Annotated in this window: 18 protein-coding genes and 1 pseudogene; 5 read left to right on the top strand and 14 right to left on the bottom strand. The window is 37.2% G+C overall.

All coding sequences use genetic code 11. The features are described from left to right. Positions 1–71: 71 nt before the first annotated feature. Positions 72–821: a helix-turn-helix transcriptional regulator gene (locus tag ACIQ38_RS02670; protein ID WP_402817578.1), complete on the top strand. Its 750-nt coding sequence runs from the start codon at positions 72–74 to the stop codon at positions 819–821. A 153-nt stretch (positions 822–974) separates the two neighbouring features. On the opposite strand, the gene ACIQ38_RS02665 is transcribed toward ACIQ38_RS02670, so the two are convergent. From ACIQ38_RS02665 to ACIQ38_RS02655, 3 genes are read right to left on the bottom strand one after another with little or no spacing between them, the layout of a single operon-like run. Further along, positions 975–2,486, bottom strand: coding sequence for a CoA-acylating methylmalonate-semialdehyde dehydrogenase (locus ACIQ38_RS02665; protein ID WP_402817575.1), 1,512 nt, complete (start codon positions 2,484–2,486; stop codon positions 975–977). Then, positions 2,483–3,376 carry an NAD(P)-dependent oxidoreductase gene (locus ACIQ38_RS02660; protein WP_402817572.1) on the bottom strand — a complete coding sequence of 298 codons (894 nt, stop codon included), beginning with the start codon at positions 3,374–3,376 and terminating at the stop codon, positions 2,483–2,485. Before ACIQ38_RS02660 ends, ACIQ38_RS02665 begins: the two co-directional genes overlap by 4 nt. Positions 3,377–3,393: 17 nt before the next feature. After that, positions 3,394–4,704, bottom strand: coding sequence for a GntP family permease (locus tag ACIQ38_RS02655; RefSeq protein ID WP_402817570.1), 1,311 nt, complete (start codon positions 4,702–4,704; stop codon positions 3,394–3,396). Positions 4,705–4,920: 216 nt separating this feature from the next. Between ACIQ38_RS02655 and ACIQ38_RS02650 the strand changes: the two genes are divergently transcribed. Beyond that, complete coding sequence (locus ACIQ38_RS02650) at positions 4,921–5,535, top strand: TetR/AcrR family transcriptional regulator (protein ID WP_402817567.1); 615 nt, start codon at positions 4,921–4,923, stop codon at positions 5,533–5,535. A 158-nt stretch (positions 5,536–5,693) separates the two neighbouring features. On the opposite strand, the gene ACIQ38_RS02645 is transcribed toward ACIQ38_RS02650, so the two are convergent. The 3 genes from ACIQ38_RS02645 to ACIQ38_RS02635 form a co-directional block, all read right to left on the bottom strand. After that, positions 5,694–6,998, bottom strand: coding sequence for a PDDEXK-like family protein (locus tag ACIQ38_RS02645; protein WP_402817564.1), 1,305 nt, complete (start codon positions 6,996–6,998; stop codon positions 5,694–5,696). A 209-nt stretch (positions 6,999–7,207) separates the two neighbouring features. After that, a complete protein-coding gene (locus ACIQ38_RS02640; RefSeq protein WP_402817561.1) occupies positions 7,208–8,140 on the bottom strand; it encodes a ketopantoate reductase family protein in 933 nt (310 codons plus the stop codon). 127 nt (positions 8,141–8,267) lie between these two features. Beyond that, positions 8,268–8,624: a response regulator gene (locus ACIQ38_RS02635; RefSeq protein ID WP_402817558.1), complete on the bottom strand. Its 357-nt coding sequence runs from the start codon at positions 8,622–8,624 to the stop codon at positions 8,268–8,270. A gap of 264 nt (positions 8,625–8,888) precedes the next feature. Between ACIQ38_RS02635 and ACIQ38_RS02630 the strand changes: the two genes are divergently transcribed. Both ACIQ38_RS02630 and ACIQ38_RS02625 read left to right on the top strand, forming a co-directional pair. Beyond that, positions 8,889–10,061 (top strand): hypothetical protein, encoded by a 1,173-nt coding sequence (locus ACIQ38_RS02630; protein ID WP_402817555.1) that lies wholly within the window; start codon positions 8,889–8,891, stop codon positions 10,059–10,061. A gap of 30 nt (positions 10,062–10,091) precedes the next feature. Beyond that, a complete protein-coding gene (locus ACIQ38_RS02625; RefSeq protein WP_402817552.1) occupies positions 10,092–10,811 on the top strand; it encodes an ATP-binding protein in 720 nt (239 codons plus the stop codon). A gap of 89 nt (positions 10,812–10,900) precedes the next feature. On the opposite strand, the pseudogene ACIQ38_RS02620 reads toward ACIQ38_RS02625, so the two are convergent. The 4 genes and pseudogenes from ACIQ38_RS02620 to ACIQ38_RS02605 all read right to left on the bottom strand — a co-directional run. Further along, a pseudogene (locus tag ACIQ38_RS02620) lies at positions 10,901–11,023 on the bottom strand (undecaprenyl diphosphate synthase family protein); the annotation flags it as partial. Between the two features lie 52 nt (positions 11,024–11,075). Continuing rightward, positions 11,076–11,225, bottom strand: a complete 150-nt coding sequence (locus tag ACIQ38_RS02615) for a YwzD family small protein (protein WP_402817549.1) — start codon at positions 11,223–11,225, stop codon at positions 11,076–11,078. A gap of 163 nt (positions 11,226–11,388) precedes the next feature. Then, complete coding sequence (locus ACIQ38_RS02610) at positions 11,389–12,711, bottom strand: ABC transporter permease (protein WP_402817546.1); 1,323 nt, start codon at positions 12,709–12,711, stop codon at positions 11,389–11,391. Then, positions 12,708–13,367 (bottom strand): ABC transporter ATP-binding protein, encoded by a 660-nt coding sequence (locus tag ACIQ38_RS02605; protein ID WP_402817543.1) that lies wholly within the window; start codon positions 13,365–13,367, stop codon positions 12,708–12,710. The genes ACIQ38_RS02610 and ACIQ38_RS02605 overlap by 4 nt, the downstream gene beginning before the upstream one ends. A 257-nt stretch (positions 13,368–13,624) precedes the next feature. Between ACIQ38_RS02605 and ACIQ38_RS02600 the strand changes: the two genes are divergently transcribed. After that, on the top strand, positions 13,625–13,876 hold the full coding sequence (locus tag ACIQ38_RS02600) for a hypothetical protein (protein ID WP_402817541.1): 252 nt from the start codon (positions 13,625–13,627) through the stop codon (positions 13,874–13,876). A gap of 670 nt (positions 13,877–14,546) precedes the next feature. On the opposite strand, the gene ACIQ38_RS02595 is transcribed toward ACIQ38_RS02600, so the two are convergent. Genes ACIQ38_RS02595 through ACIQ38_RS02580 form a run of 4 tightly spaced genes read right to left on the bottom strand, consistent with a single transcriptional unit; the run spans position 14,547 to position 18,326 of the window. Then, the gene (locus tag ACIQ38_RS02595) at positions 14,547–15,173 is read right to left on the bottom strand and encodes a GntR family transcriptional regulator (RefSeq protein WP_402819567.1); all 627 of its coding nucleotides are present in this window, start codon (positions 15,171–15,173) and stop codon (positions 14,547–14,549) included. A 16-nt stretch (positions 15,174–15,189) separates the two neighbouring features. After that, positions 15,190–16,326, bottom strand: a complete 1,137-nt coding sequence (locus tag ACIQ38_RS02590; RefSeq protein ID WP_402817538.1) for an MFS transporter — start codon at positions 16,324–16,326, stop codon at positions 15,190–15,192. Between the two features lie 4 nt (positions 16,327–16,330). After that, positions 16,331–17,857 (bottom strand): tripartite tricarboxylate transporter permease, encoded by a 1,527-nt coding sequence (locus ACIQ38_RS02585; RefSeq protein ID WP_402817535.1) that lies wholly within the window; start codon positions 17,855–17,857, stop codon positions 16,331–16,333. A gap of 10 nt (positions 17,858–17,867) precedes the next feature. Continuing rightward, on the bottom strand, positions 17,868–18,326 hold the full coding sequence (locus tag ACIQ38_RS02580; protein ID WP_402817532.1) for a tripartite tricarboxylate transporter TctB family protein: 459 nt from the start codon (positions 18,324–18,326) through the stop codon (positions 17,868–17,870).

The following is an 18,326-nucleotide window of genomic DNA, read 5'->3' as shown; positions in this document are numbered from 1 at the left end:
TAGTATTTTCACAATTGAACGAATTTTCTATAAATGATACGATTGAAAAAAGAATGATGGAGGGAGATTAATTGCAGTTAACTAAGGGAGATTACGGTAAGATTCTTAAATGTTTAGATTTTATTGCTTTTGATCCTGAACTCAATGATCCTATTCACTATCGCAAGACCGTATTAAATGCTCTTTCCGACATCCTAGGTTATACGGAATCTATCTTTTGGATACCGAATAAACAGGGCGATTTAATCGATCCAATCTTAAATAACATCGAAGATAGTGTAATTAGCGAGTACCTTGAGTTTTTTCAACCATTAGATGTATTAATTCCAAAAAATCTTTCCGTAAGAACTGACACACATATCGTAAAAGTAGAAGATGTCATGTCCCTTTCAAATTTTGTTGAAACGAATTTTTACAAAGAGTTTTTCTTTAAACACCAATATATCGATAAAATCGGTATCTATATTTTTAATAAAAATCATATCGTGGGTGCAATTGGGTTGATTAGGAAAGAAGGCGACAATTACTTTAGTGAGCAGGATAGAAATCGACTACGCTTATTAATAAAACCTATTGAAAGCGCTTTTAATGCTTATACTGCCCTTTCTCAAGGTAATGCCAATGAGAAAAAAGAGGAACAATTGACAGCACGAGAAAGAGAAATCATACAGTTTGTAACACAGGGGTTCTCAAACAAAGAGATTAGTGAAATCCTATTTATAAGTATCAACACAGTCAAAAAACATTTGCAGAACTTATATCAAAAACTAAATGTGACGAATCGTACAGAGCTATGCTATCGCATTTTCAAAATGAATTAAAAAATGTCCCTGTGAACGAAACGATTCTGAATCTTTTTAAGAACAGGAACACTAAAAGGTGGCAGATTCTGAATTTCTTCGGAATCTGCCACCTTTACTAGTTAATATTTATCCTGTTGTCAGAATTGTTTCTTACACAGGGACGCGTTTTTATCAATTACTCGGGAACGAGAAAGACGCCTGCTCCAACTGGTCTTCTGGCCAACGTTCCGAAACCGTTTTGTTTTTCGTGAAGAAACGAACTGTGTCTGGTCCAAACATATGACCTTCTCCGAACTTCGAACGTTTCCATCCGCCGAAATTGTAGTAGCCAACAGGGATTGGAATCGGCACGTTCACACCAACCATGCCCACTTCGATATCGTTAGTGAATTTGCGGGAAGCTGCTCCGCTGTTTGTGAAGATTGTAACACCATTGCCTAATTCGTGCTTGTTGACCAAATCAATGGCTTCTTCAAGCGACGGTACACGTACAACAATTCTTGCCGGACCGAAGACTTCTTCTTTATAGATTTTCATCTCCGGAGTAACGTTATCTAGTAAAGTTGGTCCAAGATAATAACCTTCCGAGCTTTCACAGATTTCGGGATTGCGTCCATCAATGACTAGGGATGCCCCTTCTTCTATGCTATTATTTATTTCAGTCAATACTGTTTGCTTAGCTTCTTTAGAAATAACTGGTCCAAAATCGACTTGTTCGTCTGTGTAAGGACCGACTTTTAAAGCTCTAACTTTTTCGTTTAAGATAGCCACGAATTTCTCTGCAGTTTCCTCCCCTACTGGCATTGCCGTCGAGATTGCCATACAGCGTTGAGAAGCTGCACCATACGCGGCTCCTAAGAAAGCAGTTGCAGCCTGTTCTAAATCAGCATCCGGCATAATGATCATATGGTTTTTACCGCCTCCGAATGCTGCAACGCGCTTGCCATGCTTAGTGCCTGTTTGATAAACATATTCAGCAATTCGAGTTGATCCTACAAATGAAATTGCTTTGACATCTTCATTTTCCAGCAATTCATCAACAACTTCTTTATCTCCATTGACTACACTCCAAACGCCTTCCGGAAGCCCAGCCTCAGCCCATAATTCACTGATAAATAGTGCAGAGTGCGGCACTTTTTCAGAAGGCTTTAAGATCACCGAGTTTCCTACCGCCACGGCCATAGAGGTCATCGCTACTGGCACCATCACAGGAAAGTTAAAAGGTGCAATTGCTGCTACTACGCCCAAAGGAGTTTTCGTTGAGAATGCGTTAATATCCCCGCCTACGTTGACCGAATACTCACCTTTCAATAAATGAGGTGCACTCAGCGCCAAATCCACTGATTCCAATCCTCGAGTAATTTCACCTAGAGCATCCGCTTTCGTTTTGCCGCTCTCTAAACAAACAATATCGACCAATTCTTCTTGTCTAGAAGACAGCAAATTGCGGAAATTCAATACTACTTCCATTTTTTTAGCGATTGATTTAGCTTGCCACTCTTTTTGCCCTTTTTTCGCCAATTCAATTGCTTTTTTTGTTTCCTCAGCCGATGCAAGTGGCACTCCAGCAATCACTTCTCCAGTTGATGGATTGTAAACTTCCCCAAAACGTCCGCTTGTTCCTTCTACCTTTTTTCCACCGATAAAATGTGATAGTTTTTGTACTTCTTGTATTGTTGTCATAATACTTCCTCCTTCTTATTTGTTTTAACTTCTGATAAATAAGCTGCTGAAATATCTAGATGTCCGAACCCATCCTGAGACATTTGTTCATATTCCTCTATTAATTGATTTGTCACAGACAAATTCACTTCTCCTTGTACAGCCATTTGCTGTGCAAGGCGCATGTCTTTTAATAACAGATCAATGGAGAAACCTGGCTGGTAATCTTCATTTTTCATATACTCCGCATAATTACGTGTGTAGATTTTACTTTGTCCATAGCTGACATTTAATATTTCATACACTTTATCCAACGACAAACCAACACTTTCTGCTAGCACTAACATTTCCGCGACACCTTTTGTATAAAATCCAATCATCAAGTTGTTCAGCAATTTGATGCGGGTGCCGACACTAGGTGAATCGCCAAGCAAGAAAATATTTTTGCCAAGCACATTGAGCAGCGGAAGTGCTTTTTCGTAGTTGTCTTTTGTCCCCCCGACCATGATCGTCAATGTTGATTGCACCGCTCCTATGACTCCACCGCTTACTGGTGCCCCTAAATAATTTAGACCTTTTTTGCTAGCAAGGGCTGCGATATCATCGTTTAATTTCGGATCCACTGTACTGAAGTCAATCAATAAAGTGCCCGGTGCCGCAGTATCGATTAACCCTCCTGGCTTTGTATAAATTGCCTCTACAACTTGAGGTGTCGGCAGACTAGTCAAAATCACTTTCGTCTGCCCTGCAAGTTCAGCATTTGACCGCGCAACTTTACCTCCAATTTCCGTAAACTTTTGCAGTATCTCTTCCTTAACGTCCATCCCGTAAACGGTGTAGCCTGCCTTGATCAAATTAGTTGTCATAGGTAATCCCATATTGCCTAGTCCAATAAAACCGATTGTTTCCATTATTTATTCCACTCCTTTTAAAAGATTGAATATAAGATAATTGCCAATGCAAGTGCTACAAGCGAAACACCAACACTAATTACAAATATTGGTTTATACGCCCTATCATGAGTTTCATTGCTGACTGCCCGAATTGTCGTCACGATATATCCGTTATGAGGCAATGAGTCCAGCCCCCCGGAAGCAAGTGCGGAAATTCGGTGCATAGCGTTTGGATCCAAGCCTTGTAAATTGTAGATCGGAGCCAAAATCGGAAGTGCAATTCCAAGACCACCTGATGCTGATCCTGTAATTCCTGCAATCACTGTGACCGCAACTGCTAGCCCAATGTATTCCATACCCGGAAGTCCTACAAGTCCGTCAACAATCATTTGAAAAGACGCCGTTTGTTGTGCTACTGCACCGAATCCAACTACTGCACAAATATTTACAGTAGCAACGACCGCGTTTTCTGCACCTTTCGTAAACATCGACCGGTATTGATCGGAGTATTTATACATCGTTCCCAGTCCGACTGCGCAGCCGACAAACAATCCTAGTAAAGCGGCCCCTACCGAAGAAATAAACTGTGCACTAACGTTCAGCGTAATAACCACAAGTGCAAGCGGTAAAATGGAGAAAAATACAGGCGGCAATTTACGCTCTACTGCCTCAAGCTTACTCAAGTTCTCCATGACAGCTTTCGGTGCATCAAATTGTTCTCCATTCTTGATTGCACGGTCCACCATAAACTTCATCGCGTAACTTCCTAACACTATAATGAAAATAGCGACAACTACAGCAACCCAGCCACCAGCAGTCGGCTTCGTTCCAAAAAACTCCATCGGTATCAAGTTTTGTACTTCCGGTGATCCTGGTGAGGTCATCGTAAATGAAATCGATCCGAACACAATTGCAGCAGGGATAAACCGGTGAGGAATATTCCCTTCTCGGAACAATGACAAAGCAATGGGATAGGCAGCAAATGCTACAATTGCCACACTCACACCACCATATGCCATAACCGAACAAGCTACTACAACCGCAAAAACCGCATGCTTTGCACCAATTACTCGTTTCACCCAATTCGCAATAGAATTGGCTGCTCCGGTTTCTTCCATGATTTTCCCAAACACTGCCCCTAGCAAATATACAAGGAACCAACTAGCAAAATAGCCGGTGAACCCCGCCATATAATTCTCTGTAAGCGCTTTCTCTAAAGACAAATTATTAGTCAAAGCGACTACAACGGAAGCAATCAATGCTGCGAAGATAATATTCATCCCCCGCATCGTGAAATACATAAGTAACCCTAGCCCCAGAAAAAAACCGATAAACGCAATAACCATTTTATTCCCCCTGTTCCCCTTTGAGCCATGTAAAAAGTTTGAGATACCAAAGTCAGATACCTTAGTATCTTAAATATTAATAGAAAGAATATTATTTGTAAACAGTTAATTTAATATTTTCTGATTTTTGTTTTTTGAATTATATATCGCTAATAATAGTCTTTGAATTATTTACAAAATATGATAGGTTCAATTAATGAAGGAGTGTATAGATAAATGAAACCATCTTCCCAAAGAGCAATAAAAGCGCAGCAAACTCGGCAACTATTATTAGATACTGCTCTAGAAATGTTTGGTAATAAAGGATTTGACAATGTCACAATCGATGAAATAGTCGAAAAATGCAATGTCTCAAAAGGCGCTTTTTACACACATTTCAATTCTAAATATGATGTCTTCACTGTAAAATTCAAAGACATCGACAACTTTTACGAGAGCTTTCCCGAAAAAATAAATCCAGCATATACCGTAAAACAAAAAATCCTTCTTGCTTATCAAGCGCAGATGACCTACTTACGCGATGAATTAGGCGTAGATTTTGTTCGTACCCTATATATGAGTGCGTTAGCACGTACAATGGATGAAAAGCATTACTTAGTTGACCCCGAGCGCCGGATATACAAATTGATAGAAAGCTACCTCGATGAAGGGCTAGAAAAAGGAGATTTTGTTTCTACATGGGAAAAAGATCAGCTGCTCCACAACCTAACTCGATGCATGAGATCCGCTGTGTTTGACTGGATTATCTTCCAAAATAAATTGGATGTTGTCGAAGAAATCACTGTGCTTGTTACGATGATTTTTGATGGGATTGGTAAACGGGAGGATTAAAGATATCCCTAAAAATGTCCCTGTGTACGAAACAATTCTGAATATTTTCATGTTCAAATAAACTAAAAGGTGCCAGATTCTGAATTTCTTCGGAATCTGGCACCTTTTCTAACTATCATTTACCCTGTTGTCAGAATTATTTCTTACACAGGGACATATTAATATTTCTTCAATTCATCAATAGTTCTTTGAATATTTACTGTCTCATCTAAATTCAATTGAATGTAATCAGTCCTTTGGGCAATTGTCATTGTTTTCCCGGTTCCTAATCTGGTTGGCTTTTTCAACCGAAGACTATTTAGTTCCGATTCATAAAGAATTTCCCTAATAGCCTCTTCTCGAAGTTTCTGTCTGTTCTCACCATCTTCTACAACGATTTTTAAACAAAGTTTTTCCTGTTCTAATTGCATATAATAGTTTTTTTGTTTCTTCGACTCCCACCAAAAACCCCAGAATCCACCTGACCGATTAGATACATAATCCCAATCACCATCTATTTCTTTCTGAATCTCTTGATAAAATCCCTGCCATGCGTAAGCATCCCATTCTGCGACACGCTTTGTACGATTAGCGGAATAACTTTCTTCTAACTTTTGCAAATGCCGATAATAATCAAGGAAAATCGTATTTTTTATCCCCTTATTTATTCCATTAATTAATATTCTTAACATCATTATTCGCTTAAATGGTACATAACCTGCATTAATAACTGATTGATAATGACTCTGATCAGTAATTTTATAATATATCGGCAATTGAATTAGAGTTGGGTACTCTATTTTGATGGCATCACGATAGCGCAAAAGCTGATTGGAATGGTTTTTTGTATATGTTTTATCTTCTATTAAAATGGCATATGTATCATTGATAATTGCTAAAATATCTAGTGATTTAAATTGACGCTTAATGATAATGGTTTCAATCACAGGAACAGGAATATTATGTACATTAAATATTACAGCAATGAACTCCATTGCAGCTTCATGTAATGGTCGGTCCAAAGTGCGATAAGGTTGTTCACTCCAAGACATCAGCCAACATAAAAAAGCATCTTGTGACAATTCACTTGTTGCAAACTGAAACAAATTAGGTGCTTCAAGAGATGCTGAACGGCTATCCCGGGCATTTCCCACTAGTTCCTCAATATTAAAATCGCCATTGTATTCCTCCCAATAGTCTTTGGAAAGCAGTGAATCAACATGCATCGGTGGCCATAAAACCAAATCGAGCACATCTAAAATTCTTGCTTGTTGATTGGAATATAACAATAATAGTCGGTCTTTTCCTTGCTGAGCAATCACTTCAGGAATTTCTTTCTTTTGCTTTACAAATCCGCATTGATCTTTGCAGGTATAGGCGGGATAAACATCTATTACAATCCCACCATCTTCCCTATTTCTAATGCTTTCCCAAGCATCTTCTACCAACTCTCCCCCACAGCATGGACAAATTGATGATTTCAATAAAATCTCCCCCTTCGCACTATAAACGTCTAGTCTTAGAAAAAACAGCAAGCGTATTAACAAGTTCATCAACTTTTTTTATAGTGTATTTGCCATTAATAAATAACTACTATCTTCTCTGATTATTATGTATGTACAAAAGGAATCTACTGTTTTCCTACAAGGAGATTCCTTTTTAAAAATAATTATGAGAGTGTTTATCATCTTATTTACACAGTTTTCCCCAACTTAGCTTTTTCCTCAATAACATGTAGCATCAAATAAAGCTGCTCATTTACTGGTGTCAGAATCTCATATTTCCTTCCCATTTCACAAACTTCTTTACCGAAATACTCTACTTCTGTTTTTCTGCCAGCTTCCACATCTTGGAGCATGGAAGTTTTTCCATCTGGTGAAAGTGCTTTGACAGTATCAATAGCCCTGTTAATATCTTCTTGATTAAGATTAACTCCGACCTTTTCAGAGATAGCTGCAACTTCAGACATAGCTGAATACAGCAATTGACTGGCTTCAGGTATTTCTTGGAAGACACGATAGGGCGCTTGCAATATGGCCGATACTTGATTGGCACCTACATTTAACATAAACTTCCACCACATAGACCGCCATATATCTTCTGGAATTTCGTATGCAATATCTGCTCGTTCAAACAATTCTTTAACGGCAAGGACATCATCTGATAATCTATTGTCTTTTTCACCGAAACAAATCTTTCCTAGACTCGAAAATGTAATATGATTGGATTCTCTTACAGCATCAATACTTACACACATACTGTAAAGAATAGGTGCGTTTTGGTATACTTTGGATATTTCTTTCTCACTAGAAATTCCGTTTAGTAATGAAAGGATTATTGTATCCGGGCCAACATGGTTCCTTATATCATCGAGTGCTTGCGGCAGCTCTGCATTTTTTACTGCTATTATAACGAGATCAGCAGGCTCTGCTTTCGTCTCAGGAGTTATATAGTTAAAACGATATTCCTTTCCAGTGATCTGAAATGGCGTTTCCTCATATCTTTTAATGCGTTCATCGTTTGCTATAATTCGAAATGAACCTGCTAAACTATCATGTAGTCTTGTTCCATAAGCCGCTCCAATTGCACCAAGCCCAATTAATGATACCGAATTAATTTTTTTCATTGCATATCTCCCCCTCTATTAATACACACCTTTCTAAATATTAACATTATTTCAACCTAATTAAACTATTTCATGATTGGATGTTAAATAATATGAAACTATTTAACGTTTACTTATTTCCCCATCGTTACAACAGTTTAGCTAATGCTTCTTCAACACGTTCTTTCATAAATGGCTTTATTAGAAAATCTTTTGCTCCTGCTTGAATTGCTTCCAACACCAATCTTTTTTGTCCGAGGGCTGAACACATAATTACTTTTGCTTCTGGATTATACATTTTTATTTCCTTCAAAGCCTCTAATCCATCCATCTCGGGCATCGTTATGTCCATCGTTACTATATCTGGATGGAGTATATCGTACTTTTCAACTGAAACCTTACCATTCTCCGCCTCACCTACCACCTCATGCCCAAGTTCTGTCAACATCCCCTTAAGAAGGGTACGCATAAATGCTGTATCATCTGTTACTAATATTCTCGCCATTTATAATCTCTCCTTTTTACTTTAAATTAAATTTGTATATTTTTTCTCTAGTTTCTTCATATAAAAAGACATCGATTTAATCATAGCTTTTCGATATGAACAATTTCTGAACAAATTATCTATTCCATATTGCACAAAAAATTAAAAACTGTGGAAATCTCTCGACACAATTTAGTGAAGACTCTATCCTCTCTAATTCCTACCCCTCAAATTAAGTGAATGTTATAATATTTCTAATAATTAAAAGGGAAGGAGGTGAATCAATTGAAGAAGATCTTTCTTCTATGTATAGCGTGCTGCTGTTTATTTTTTGTTTTACCTACCGTTGTCCATGGAGAAAATATAGGTACAACTTCGGAATCTACTAATAGCAAAGAAGAAAGAAAATCTCCAAACGGGTTATTGGGTATATTGACAGATACAACGAAATCGATTGAACTAGTTGTACAAGAATCAGTCAATATTACACTGCAAACGTCAACAGATTTGTCCGAACCATTAAGTAAACCTACCACATCTAGCATAGAGGACACAGGGAATTTGCTGAATAAGACCGTTGAAAACAGTGTAACCACTTTAGTTGAAACAGTTACAGAAACTTTGTCAAAAACAACGTCTGGAGTGACTAATACGGTCAATGATACAGTAAATTCGGTTGTATACGAATTGCCACCCATTCCTGTAGTTACGCCGATCGTGAATGAAGTAAGTAAAACTGTCGAGAAAACAACGTCTTCTGTACAAGACTTGGTTGAAAAAACGAGGGAACTTGTTAATGGAAATAAAGAAATTCCGAATGGTCCTTCAAAAGATGACGTTGTCGAAAATAATGACATTGTTCATTCAGAAGATAAAATAATGAATCCTCCGCATGAAATCATTCAGAATGAAGAAAAGACTATTATCGAGGATGGCAATTTCGATTCGAATCCATCAGAATCATTACCTGTTATAACTTTACTAGCTGAGATAGAAACAGTTGAATTGGTTAAGCAAGATGAAACTAGTAATTTAGAAGAATATAATGAGATTGAGATGGTAATAAATGACGGGGATAAACTTTTCGTAGATTCTAAATCAGAAGAAACTTCTAAAGAACGACATACGATTGTTAAGGAATTTTCAGTTGTTGAGCAAATTGTAAATCCTAAAAAGGACATGAAAACTGTCTACAACTCTAGTCATCCATCGGAATCGAACAATACGCGGGGGATTCTTCCAACAGCAATCATTACGGTAACTTCTCCAGCAACGGCGTCACTAATTTTATTACTAGGAGGACAAAGTGATTCACTTTCCGTGGTAACAATCGATGTTTTCAAATTTATATCTACAAAGGGTAGGCAATGGATACACAACGATGAGAACGCCAAGGTTCAATGGACTCATGCTCCACCTGGAAGGCCACCACTACAATCTCCATTTTTAAAAATGTAAAACAAACATTATAAAAGTGGAGGAATTTATATGGAAATGAAAAAATTAATGGGTCAGAGAAAAGCGGATTATACAATGCACAGTCAGGATCAACAAAATATGGTCGCTCAACTTGCAGCTGGGATTTCTCATGAAATACTGAATCCCCTAACAGTCATTAAAGGTTTTGCACAGTTAGGTCTGCAGGAGAAAACAACTGATCAATTGGAAGTCGTTATGCAAGCAATCGAAAGGGTAGAAGAAATCGTAAGTGATTTATTACTTTCGGTCAATCACCCAATATGTACTTTTGAAGAAGTGGATATGCGAAATATTCTTTGTGATGCAATCATGCAGTCTTATCCAGAATCTAAGCTTCGTAATATTGAATTCATTCAGGACATTCACTTATCTAATCCGATTATCGTGGGCGATGCTTATAAATTACAAAGGGTCTATATGAATATACTTAAAAATGCAATGGAAGCGATGCCGAATGGTGGAAAAATCTTAATAGAAGCACACCAACTGAATGAAAATCAGATGACGATTCTAGTGATTGATGAAGGTATCGGTATCCCAGCTGATCTGCTTTATAAATTAGATGAACCTTTTTATAGCACCAAAGATAATGGGACGGGATTAGGATTAATGATTTGTCATCAAATTATTAAAAATCATGGTGGAACGCTTACTGTTCAAAGCTTAGAAAATATAGGAACAACAATTACTATTCAGTTCCCAATTACACCTAAGTGTTTATGTGGATAACTGGTACGCTAAGGAATTTTTGTATATAAAAGATGTCCCTGTGTAAAAAACAATTCAGAATTGTTTTTTACACAGGGACGCGTTATCTAGTTTTCCGTAGAAAATGCATATAGAGTTAAGGTTTTAATGCCTACATCATTGGCGAATCCAGTAATTTTCTTCACCGTTTGCATCCCCTCAAATTGAGCGGAATTCCTCTTTATTAGCTTGATATTAAAAAGACCGCTCTTTTATTTAGTAGTCATTTCTCTTATTTCATCCTTATTAAACTTCATTCTTATCCAGCATTTTTCTTAATTGCTCGGATAGCTCTTCTATAAATTCACTTGTTTTAATCGAATCATTTTCATTTCCACGACGATAGCCATATTCTAAAATGCGCTTGAATTCTTCTTGTAATTCCGCTGTTGACATGCAACTCAACCTCCTGAAATTTTCACTATATATTGTATTTGTTGGTAAAAATAGAATAATAATATTTTATAGCAAAAACTAATTGATTATAAATTCTAAATAATTAGAAACTTTTAAATGCATAAATAAATGGATTCCAATAAAGTCAGAAACACACCACTAACTATTCAAAACGAAGCGCCTTACTCGGATTCATCCTTGCTGCCTTGAGCGCTGGATATATCCCAAATAAGCTTCCTATTCCAATTGATGTGTACAAAGCTAACTTCACTGCCCACATCGGTAAGACGAGTGCAAATAACTCGATGTTACTGTTCCATACTTCTATAAACGCAATGCCGAGCCCAATACCAACTGCGCCTCCTATAACACATAACAGCACCGTTTCAAAGAAAAACTGCCCCAGTATTTCGACTGTTGTTGCACCCAGAGCTTTCCGAATACCGATTTCGCGTGTCCTCTCACGTACGGACATGACCATTACGTTCATGATTCCAGTTCCACTGATCAATAATGCAGTTACCGTTATCCCGAACAGCATCAACTGCAAAATAGTAGTGACCTTACCTAATGCACCAAGCATCTGGTCTTGCTTTACTACACTGAAATCTATTTCAGTATGCTGAGCTTTTATAGCATTAAACACTGCAGCATCCACTTCATCTACTACTTCAATGCTGGATGCTTCTACAACCATTTTCGTTAAATTTTTCATATCGGTCGTAGCAAGCGCAGTTTCAATTGGTATGATTACGTTATTGTCCGTACTCGATCCAAGCGTTGCATTTGGTGCTAACACACCGATTACTTCAAAGTCCTCTTCATTAATTGTCACTTTTTTTCCGACTAACGATAGCTCTTCCGCTGAAGCACCTCCACCCAATAATTTATCAAGCATGCGTTTCCACAATGGCTTTTTCTCTACCGCTTTCTCAGAGCTTTCCCCATTATCAGCCGGAGCTTCCTGTTTACCAAGCAATGCCTCGTGAATATTATTACCAAGCACAATCACTTTGGCTTCTTCGGCCTGTTCTTCCTTCGTAAAAAAACGTCCTTCCGAAAGCCTCGCATGTTGAATGCGGTTATACTGATCAGTTGAACCGACCAAGGCAGTCTGCACACTTTTATCTTCATATTTAGTTACGGTTATGGTCTCCAGATGCGGTGTCACTGACCTGACATTCGGCACATCCTCTACCGCTTTTGCATCTTCATATGTCAATGTACTTGGCACATTTGTCAGTCCGCTCAGCAAATCTTTCTGACCATTTGCCGTATCCAATACTCTTCCAGGTAATACTAAAATCTGCTCCGCACCGAGACTCCCCATTTGCTTCATCAATGTATCTTTCACACCAATGGCAATCGCAGTCAGTACAATGACCGCAAACATGCCAATCACTACGCCCATCATCGCAGACAATACACGAAAGCGATTCGACCATAATCCGAAACAAGCAAGTTTAAATGCAGTCAATAGTTTCATACGAGCACCCCGTTCTGCAAACGCAAAATGCGGTCTGCTCGTTCTGCTACTTCGACATCATGCGTAATGACAACAATCGTTGCTCCTTTTTTATGTACACGGTCAAACAAGCTTAATATACTTTCCGTCGTTTCTTCATCTAAGCTTCCAGTCGGTTCATCCGCTAGTATCAGCCCCGGCTCATTGACGAGTGCCCTGGCAATTGCCACTCGCTGCTTTTCACCTCCAGATAAACGATCCGGTTTTTGACTTTTCTTATCGGAGAGTCCCATTTCATCCAAAAGTGCCAGTACACGAGACTTCTTTCTTCTCAAACGCTTATGTCCATAAGTTAACGGAAGGAGCACATTTTGATACACCGACAAATTCGGTATTAATTGAAAATGCTGAAACACAAAACCAATTTCTTCATTTCGAAGTCGTGCACGACGTCCACGACTCATCTTATGTACCAATTTCCCTGATAACTCATATGTACCCGAATCCACCAAATCCAGCGTGCCAAGCATATTTAATATTGTGCTTTTACCGGATCCAGACTTCCCCATAATCGCTACATACTCGCCCCGCTCCACGCGCAAATTCACTCCACGCAATATCTCTACCTTCCCACTTCCCGAACGATAATACTTACGAACATCATGAAGTTCAATCATCCACCAACAACCTCCATTCCCACTAATACAGGTTTATCTATTGTACTGTTCCAGAACTTTCTCTTTTTCTGTTCCCTTTTTCGTCGTTCGACAAACCTAAAACATGTCCCTGTGTAAGAAACGATTCTGAATACTTCCTTACACAGGGACACGTTTATGAAAGGTCGCTATTGGTCGCTTCAAGTTTAACTCTTTAAAAATAAGGTACATATAGATTAGGAGAACTTACTAATTAATAAATTAAGGAGGTAATTATGATGAAAAGAAGGATGATTGCTTTACCTTTTGCATTAACGTCTTTACTTATGTTAGGTGCATGTGGTGACGACGATACAGACGTGGAAGAAATTGAAATCAATGATCCAGTGATTGAAGATGATGGAGAAAATGATGCAGATGTTGAGAACGAAGTAAATGATGAGGATGTGGAGGTAATTGAAGAAAACGAAGATGCAGAAATGCAAGAGGAGGGTTCAATAAACGATTCGACGGATGATGCAAACAATTAAACGAAAGCACTTTTCACCTTTATATGAGTGAAGAGTTCTTTTTCTTCATATATCTGTAAAATATATCCTATCTTCTTAATGTAAGACGAGTAAACATCAAATAATGCCTACCTGAAAACTATGTGGATAATTAATTGACGTTTACTTTTTACTAAATGGAGTTTAGAAGGTGGGCTTGGCGCTTACCTAACCATAGGGAAGCTTTTTCAACAAAGTGGTTGTTTTCATTGAGGTGTATATACTTTGATTTATAATGGACACTTATCAAAAGAGTGAAGTACTAAATGCTCTTCCCTTTGCAAACTCTACCAGCAGGATTATGGTCTTCAAAACCTGTTTTATTTTTCGAGGACCACCTTCTTTGTCACGGGGTGGTTTTCTTGTTCTCTAGTAAGCATCTCCGAAAGATTATTTGAGGAATTTCTATTTAGTGTCAATTGTATACAACCAACAGAGGATTATGGAAATGATACAAAACTTTATTGTCTATCTATTTAACATAGTAGGAATGCAATTTTAATATACTACTTTTTTAGATGCAAGAATTGCGTAGGTGACAGGCGTAATATACTAATTTATCCATAAAATAGCACAAAAAAAAGAGGAGTCTTTCATTTTTGAAAAAAATGAAAGGCCGCTCAAAAGAAGCACTCTTGAGACAGCCTAGTTATTAAACAAACAAATTATAATTTTGATTTATGGTATCTCGAATTTGACTTAAATGTAATCGTAAGTTTTTTTCGAGCATTGCTTCATCTTTATTTTTTAATGCTTCATAAATATTTTGATGTTCTTCAAGTGAACTTTGAATGCGCCCCGGAACTAAAATTGTTCGAAAATCATGTCGTTGTAATTGCGTTTTAATGACCGTAATCATATCAACCGCTTCAGGTTTATTCGATGCATCATAGATTATTTGATGGAAAGCTTTATTCATTTTTGAATATTCATCTAACTTTGACTCTTTTACAAAAACTTTCATGTTTAGTAGGTATTTATGAAGATGTTCAATATTTGGTCCTATATTCACTAAAGCATGTTTTGCAACTAGAACCTCTAGCTCCTCACGAATCTCTAAATAATTTAGGACTTGCTGTAGTGTAAAAGATGTTACATACGCCCCTTTATTTTTTTCCATTGTAATAAGATTTTCTTGTTCAAGTTTTAGTAAGGCTTTTTTTATTGTATTTCTACTTACACCGATTTGTTCTGAAAGTTCGGTTTCAATAACTTTTTGAGATGGCCGTAGTTGCCCATTTAAAATATTTACTTTTAAATATTGATATGCTTTCTCCATTGAACTCACTATATATCTACCTCTTTCTTTCTTTAAAGCTCACGGCAAACCATCCCAACGAAGTTATGCCTGTCAATATAAATGAGACATGCACACCTACAACAGCAGATACCATTCCTAATAATGTAGGTATAGCTAATAGGAATAGCCGATTTATAGCCAACTTTAAACCCACTATTTCCGCTTTTCGTTCTTCTGGAGATATCTCATCCACTAAAATCATGGATACAGGTTGAAGAATTCCAATCGCAATCCCCATCAAAAAGGATAACATAATTAACAAAAACACTGAGCTACCAATTCCTAATAAAATCATTATTGCACTTACAAAACCAATTAATAATCGAGCGAATGGATATAATTGAAATTTTGTGATGAAAAATTTCAAAAAAAAGCGGACTCCAATCATCCCTGCAGTTTGTGCACTAATAATCATAGCTATTTGAATTGCAGAGAGCCCCAAAACTATTCCGTAAAGCGGAAAGAATACAACAAATATTTCACGAAACAAAATCGAAAATGCAGAAATCAAGATATAAGCAGGCATCTTTGATATTTTTAGTAATTCCATTGAATCCATTAATCTATATTTTGGAGATGAATTCGATGTAAATGAACTTTTCTTATTCAATAATACTAATAGTAGCACACAGGTGCAGAGTGCTAATACGACATGTATCATAAATAAAATGTAAAAACCTGTCCATTGCAGTAGTAATCCACTAATAATTGGGCCCAATAATTGACCTAATGACAAATACAAAGTTAAGGAAGCGAAATTTCTTTGTTTCCCTTCCTCTACCACACCTACTGCATTTTGAGAAGAGATAGCAACCATTACTTGCGATAGGCCAAATAGTGCATTAGCAATGCATAACACGAAGAATACTTGACTAAACAGTAAAAGGGAGGCAATAAGAATCAGAAGAGAGCCCACTTTTAAAAAGAAGTTGCTTCCGTAACGATCCACATACTTTCCTATTATTATAGCAAACAATAAGGGAAGTAAAGCATTAATAGATGCTAAATAACCTACCTCTAATATAGTAGCACCTTGCTCTACAGCGTAAATTGATATAGTAGTTTTTACACTATATAAAATAATATTGACTAACAGTGTCACATAGAATACTACCGTTAGCTTATTTTTCAATTGATCAACCTTCTTCGTTAACAATCACTTTTTTGCCCTTCATTTTCATTATAAATGGAATAGCAATCCACAATAATGCAATCAATAAAAACATCGCTGATAAAGGTTTATTTACAAAAATAGCGAAAGAACCGTCGGAAATCGTCAATGCTCTACGGAGATTATATTCAATCATCGGACCAAGAACTAGTGCAAGTACCATAGGTGCAATCGGATAATCAAACTTCCCACAGAAATAACCCATCAAACCGAAAAATACCAGTAATCCAAGTTGAAAAATAGATAGTTGAACGGCATATACACCAAAAATAGAAAACGCTGCGATTATTGGTATTAAATATTTTGGAGGCGTTTCAATTATTTTTGCAAAGATACGAACAAGGGGCATGTTTAATACGAGTAACATGAAGTTACCAATAAACATACTTGCGATTAACCCCCATACTACTTGCGGATTTTCATCAAATAATAATGGACCCGGTTTAATGTTATACATAATTAATGCACCCATTAATACAGCAGTAGTAGGTGATCCAGGTATTCCTAATGTTAATAAAGGTACTAACGCCCCCCCAGATGCAGCATTATTAGCGGCTTCTGGTCCTGCCACCCCTTCAATTGCACCTTTACCAAATTTCTCAGGATTCTTACTTATTTTTTTCTCTAAAATATAAGATAAAAACGAGGCTAACGACGCACCTGCTCCTGGTACAATACCTTGAAAGAAACCTAATACAGAACCCCTAGTAATTGGACCCGCACTATCTTTTAAATCTTGTTTTGTCGGAAAAATACGGGTGATTTTTGCAACCATTCTTTCTGAGTTATATCGCTCGATCAAATAACTAAACACTTCTCCTAATGCAAATAAACCCACAGCCATCGTCAAAAATTCAACCCCTGAAAACAATTGGGGAATATTAAATGTGAATCGGGCTACCCCTGAAACTTGGTCGACGCCTATAGTTGCAAAAAACAATCCAATGGTTGTCATCAACAATGCCTTCGTCATAGACTTACCTGCTAATCCTGTTAAGGCACAAAGACCTAGAATCATTAAGGAAAATATCTCCGCCGGACCAAGCTTTAAAGCAAAATTAGATAATGGCTTTGCTATTAAAATAAGTCCAATAATGGAAACAATACCCGCAAAAAATGATCCGATTGCAGCAATCGATAAGGCAGCACCTGCTCGCCCCTGCTTTGCCATTGGAAACCCATCTAGTACTGTTACAACGGAAGATGCTTCACCAGGTGTATTAAGTAAAATGGAAGTTGTTGACCCCCCATACATTGCGCCATAATATACACCAGCAAGCATAATAATGGCACTTGTGGCAGCAGCTTCAGGAACTAAACCTGCAGTTAAGGTAGCGGTTACTGGAATTAATAAGGCAACCCCACTTGTTGGACCAATTCCAGGTAAAATACCTACCATCGTCCCGATCAATACACCAAAAAAAGCGAACAATAGATTTTGCCAAGTGAGCGCTACTAAAAATCCATCTAGTAAGTATGATAATGTTCCCATTTTTTCCCCCCTATAATCCTAACCATTCCGGAAAACCTGGTAATGTTCCACGAAGTACTTCAACATACATATAATAAATGCCAAATGAAAATGCAAAACTAATTAAAAAAGAGTAGATTATTTTGCCTTTTTTCATAATTTGAAATGCGACAAAAAGGAAAATAAATGTGCTAACAACAAAGCCTATTTTTTCAAAAACAACTATGTAGATAATTAATAAAGCTAGAAATAAAAAGAATTTCTTAAAATTCCATGAACTATTATCAATATCTACATACTCCTTTTTAAAAGATTCATATAGTAAACGCAAGCTTAATAGGATGATCAAAACGCCAAGTCCTAATGGAAAAGTCCTTGGACCAACTGAACTACCTAATGCCATGGATGAAATTTTTGAACTTTCATATACAATAAAAATGCCAATAATGATTAGAACGATACTAACATATCTATCTACTTTTCTTGTCAT

The organism is Psychrobacillus sp. NPDC096389 (genome assembly GCF_044762855.1).
Classification (GTDB): domain Bacteria; phylum Bacillota; class Bacilli; order Bacillales_A; family Planococcaceae; genus Psychrobacillus.
Note: the sequence above shows the minus strand (reverse complement) of the source record. Positions and strands in the feature narration are given on the sequence as shown.

Excerpts from the sequence above, each read along its gene's own strand:
- ACIQ38_RS02600 (WP_402817541.1), top strand. The coding sequence starts at position 13,625 with ATGAAAAGAAGGATGATTGCTTTACCTTTTGCATTAACGTCTTTACTT.
- ACIQ38_RS02605 (WP_402817543.1), bottom strand. The coding sequence starts at position 13,367 with ATGATTGAACTTCATGATGTTCGTAAGTATTATCGTTCGGGAAGTGGG.
- ACIQ38_RS02580 (WP_402817532.1), bottom strand. The coding sequence starts at position 18,326 with ATGACAAGAAAAGTAGATAGATATGTTAGTATCGTTCTAATCATTATT.
- ACIQ38_RS02610 (WP_402817546.1), bottom strand. The coding sequence starts at position 12,711 with ATGAAACTATTGACTGCATTTAAACTTGCTTGTTTCGGATTATGGTCG.
- ACIQ38_RS02655 (WP_402817570.1), bottom strand. The coding sequence starts at position 4,704 with ATGGTTATTGCGTTTATCGGTTTTTTTCTGGGGCTAGGGTTACTTATG.
- ACIQ38_RS02615 (WP_402817549.1), bottom strand. The coding sequence starts at position 11,225 with ATGTCAACAGCGGAATTACAAGAAGAATTCAAGCGCATTTTAGAATAT.
- ACIQ38_RS02665 (WP_402817575.1), bottom strand. The coding sequence starts at position 2,486 with ATGACAACAATACAAGAAGTACAAAAACTATCACATTTTATCGGTGGA.
- ACIQ38_RS02660 (WP_402817572.1), bottom strand. The coding sequence starts at position 3,376 with ATGGAAACAATCGGTTTTATTGGACTAGGCAATATGGGATTACCTATG.
- ACIQ38_RS02640 (WP_402817561.1), bottom strand. The coding sequence starts at position 8,140 with ATGAAAAAAATTAATTCGGTATCATTAATTGGGCTTGGTGCAATTGGA.
- ACIQ38_RS02650 (WP_402817567.1), top strand. The coding sequence starts at position 4,921 with ATGAAACCATCTTCCCAAAGAGCAATAAAAGCGCAGCAAACTCGGCAA.
- ACIQ38_RS02585 (WP_402817535.1), bottom strand. The coding sequence starts at position 17,857 with ATGGGAACATTATCATACTTACTAGATGGATTTTTAGTAGCGCTCACT.
- ACIQ38_RS02625 (WP_402817552.1), top strand. The coding sequence starts at position 10,092 with ATGGAAATGAAAAAATTAATGGGTCAGAGAAAAGCGGATTATACAATG.
- ACIQ38_RS02595 (WP_402819567.1), bottom strand. The coding sequence starts at position 15,173 with ATGGAGAAAGCATATCAATATTTAAAAGTAAATATTTTAAATGGGCAA.
- ACIQ38_RS02635 (WP_402817558.1), bottom strand. The coding sequence starts at position 8,624 with ATGGCGAGAATATTAGTAACAGATGATACAGCATTTATGCGTACCCTT.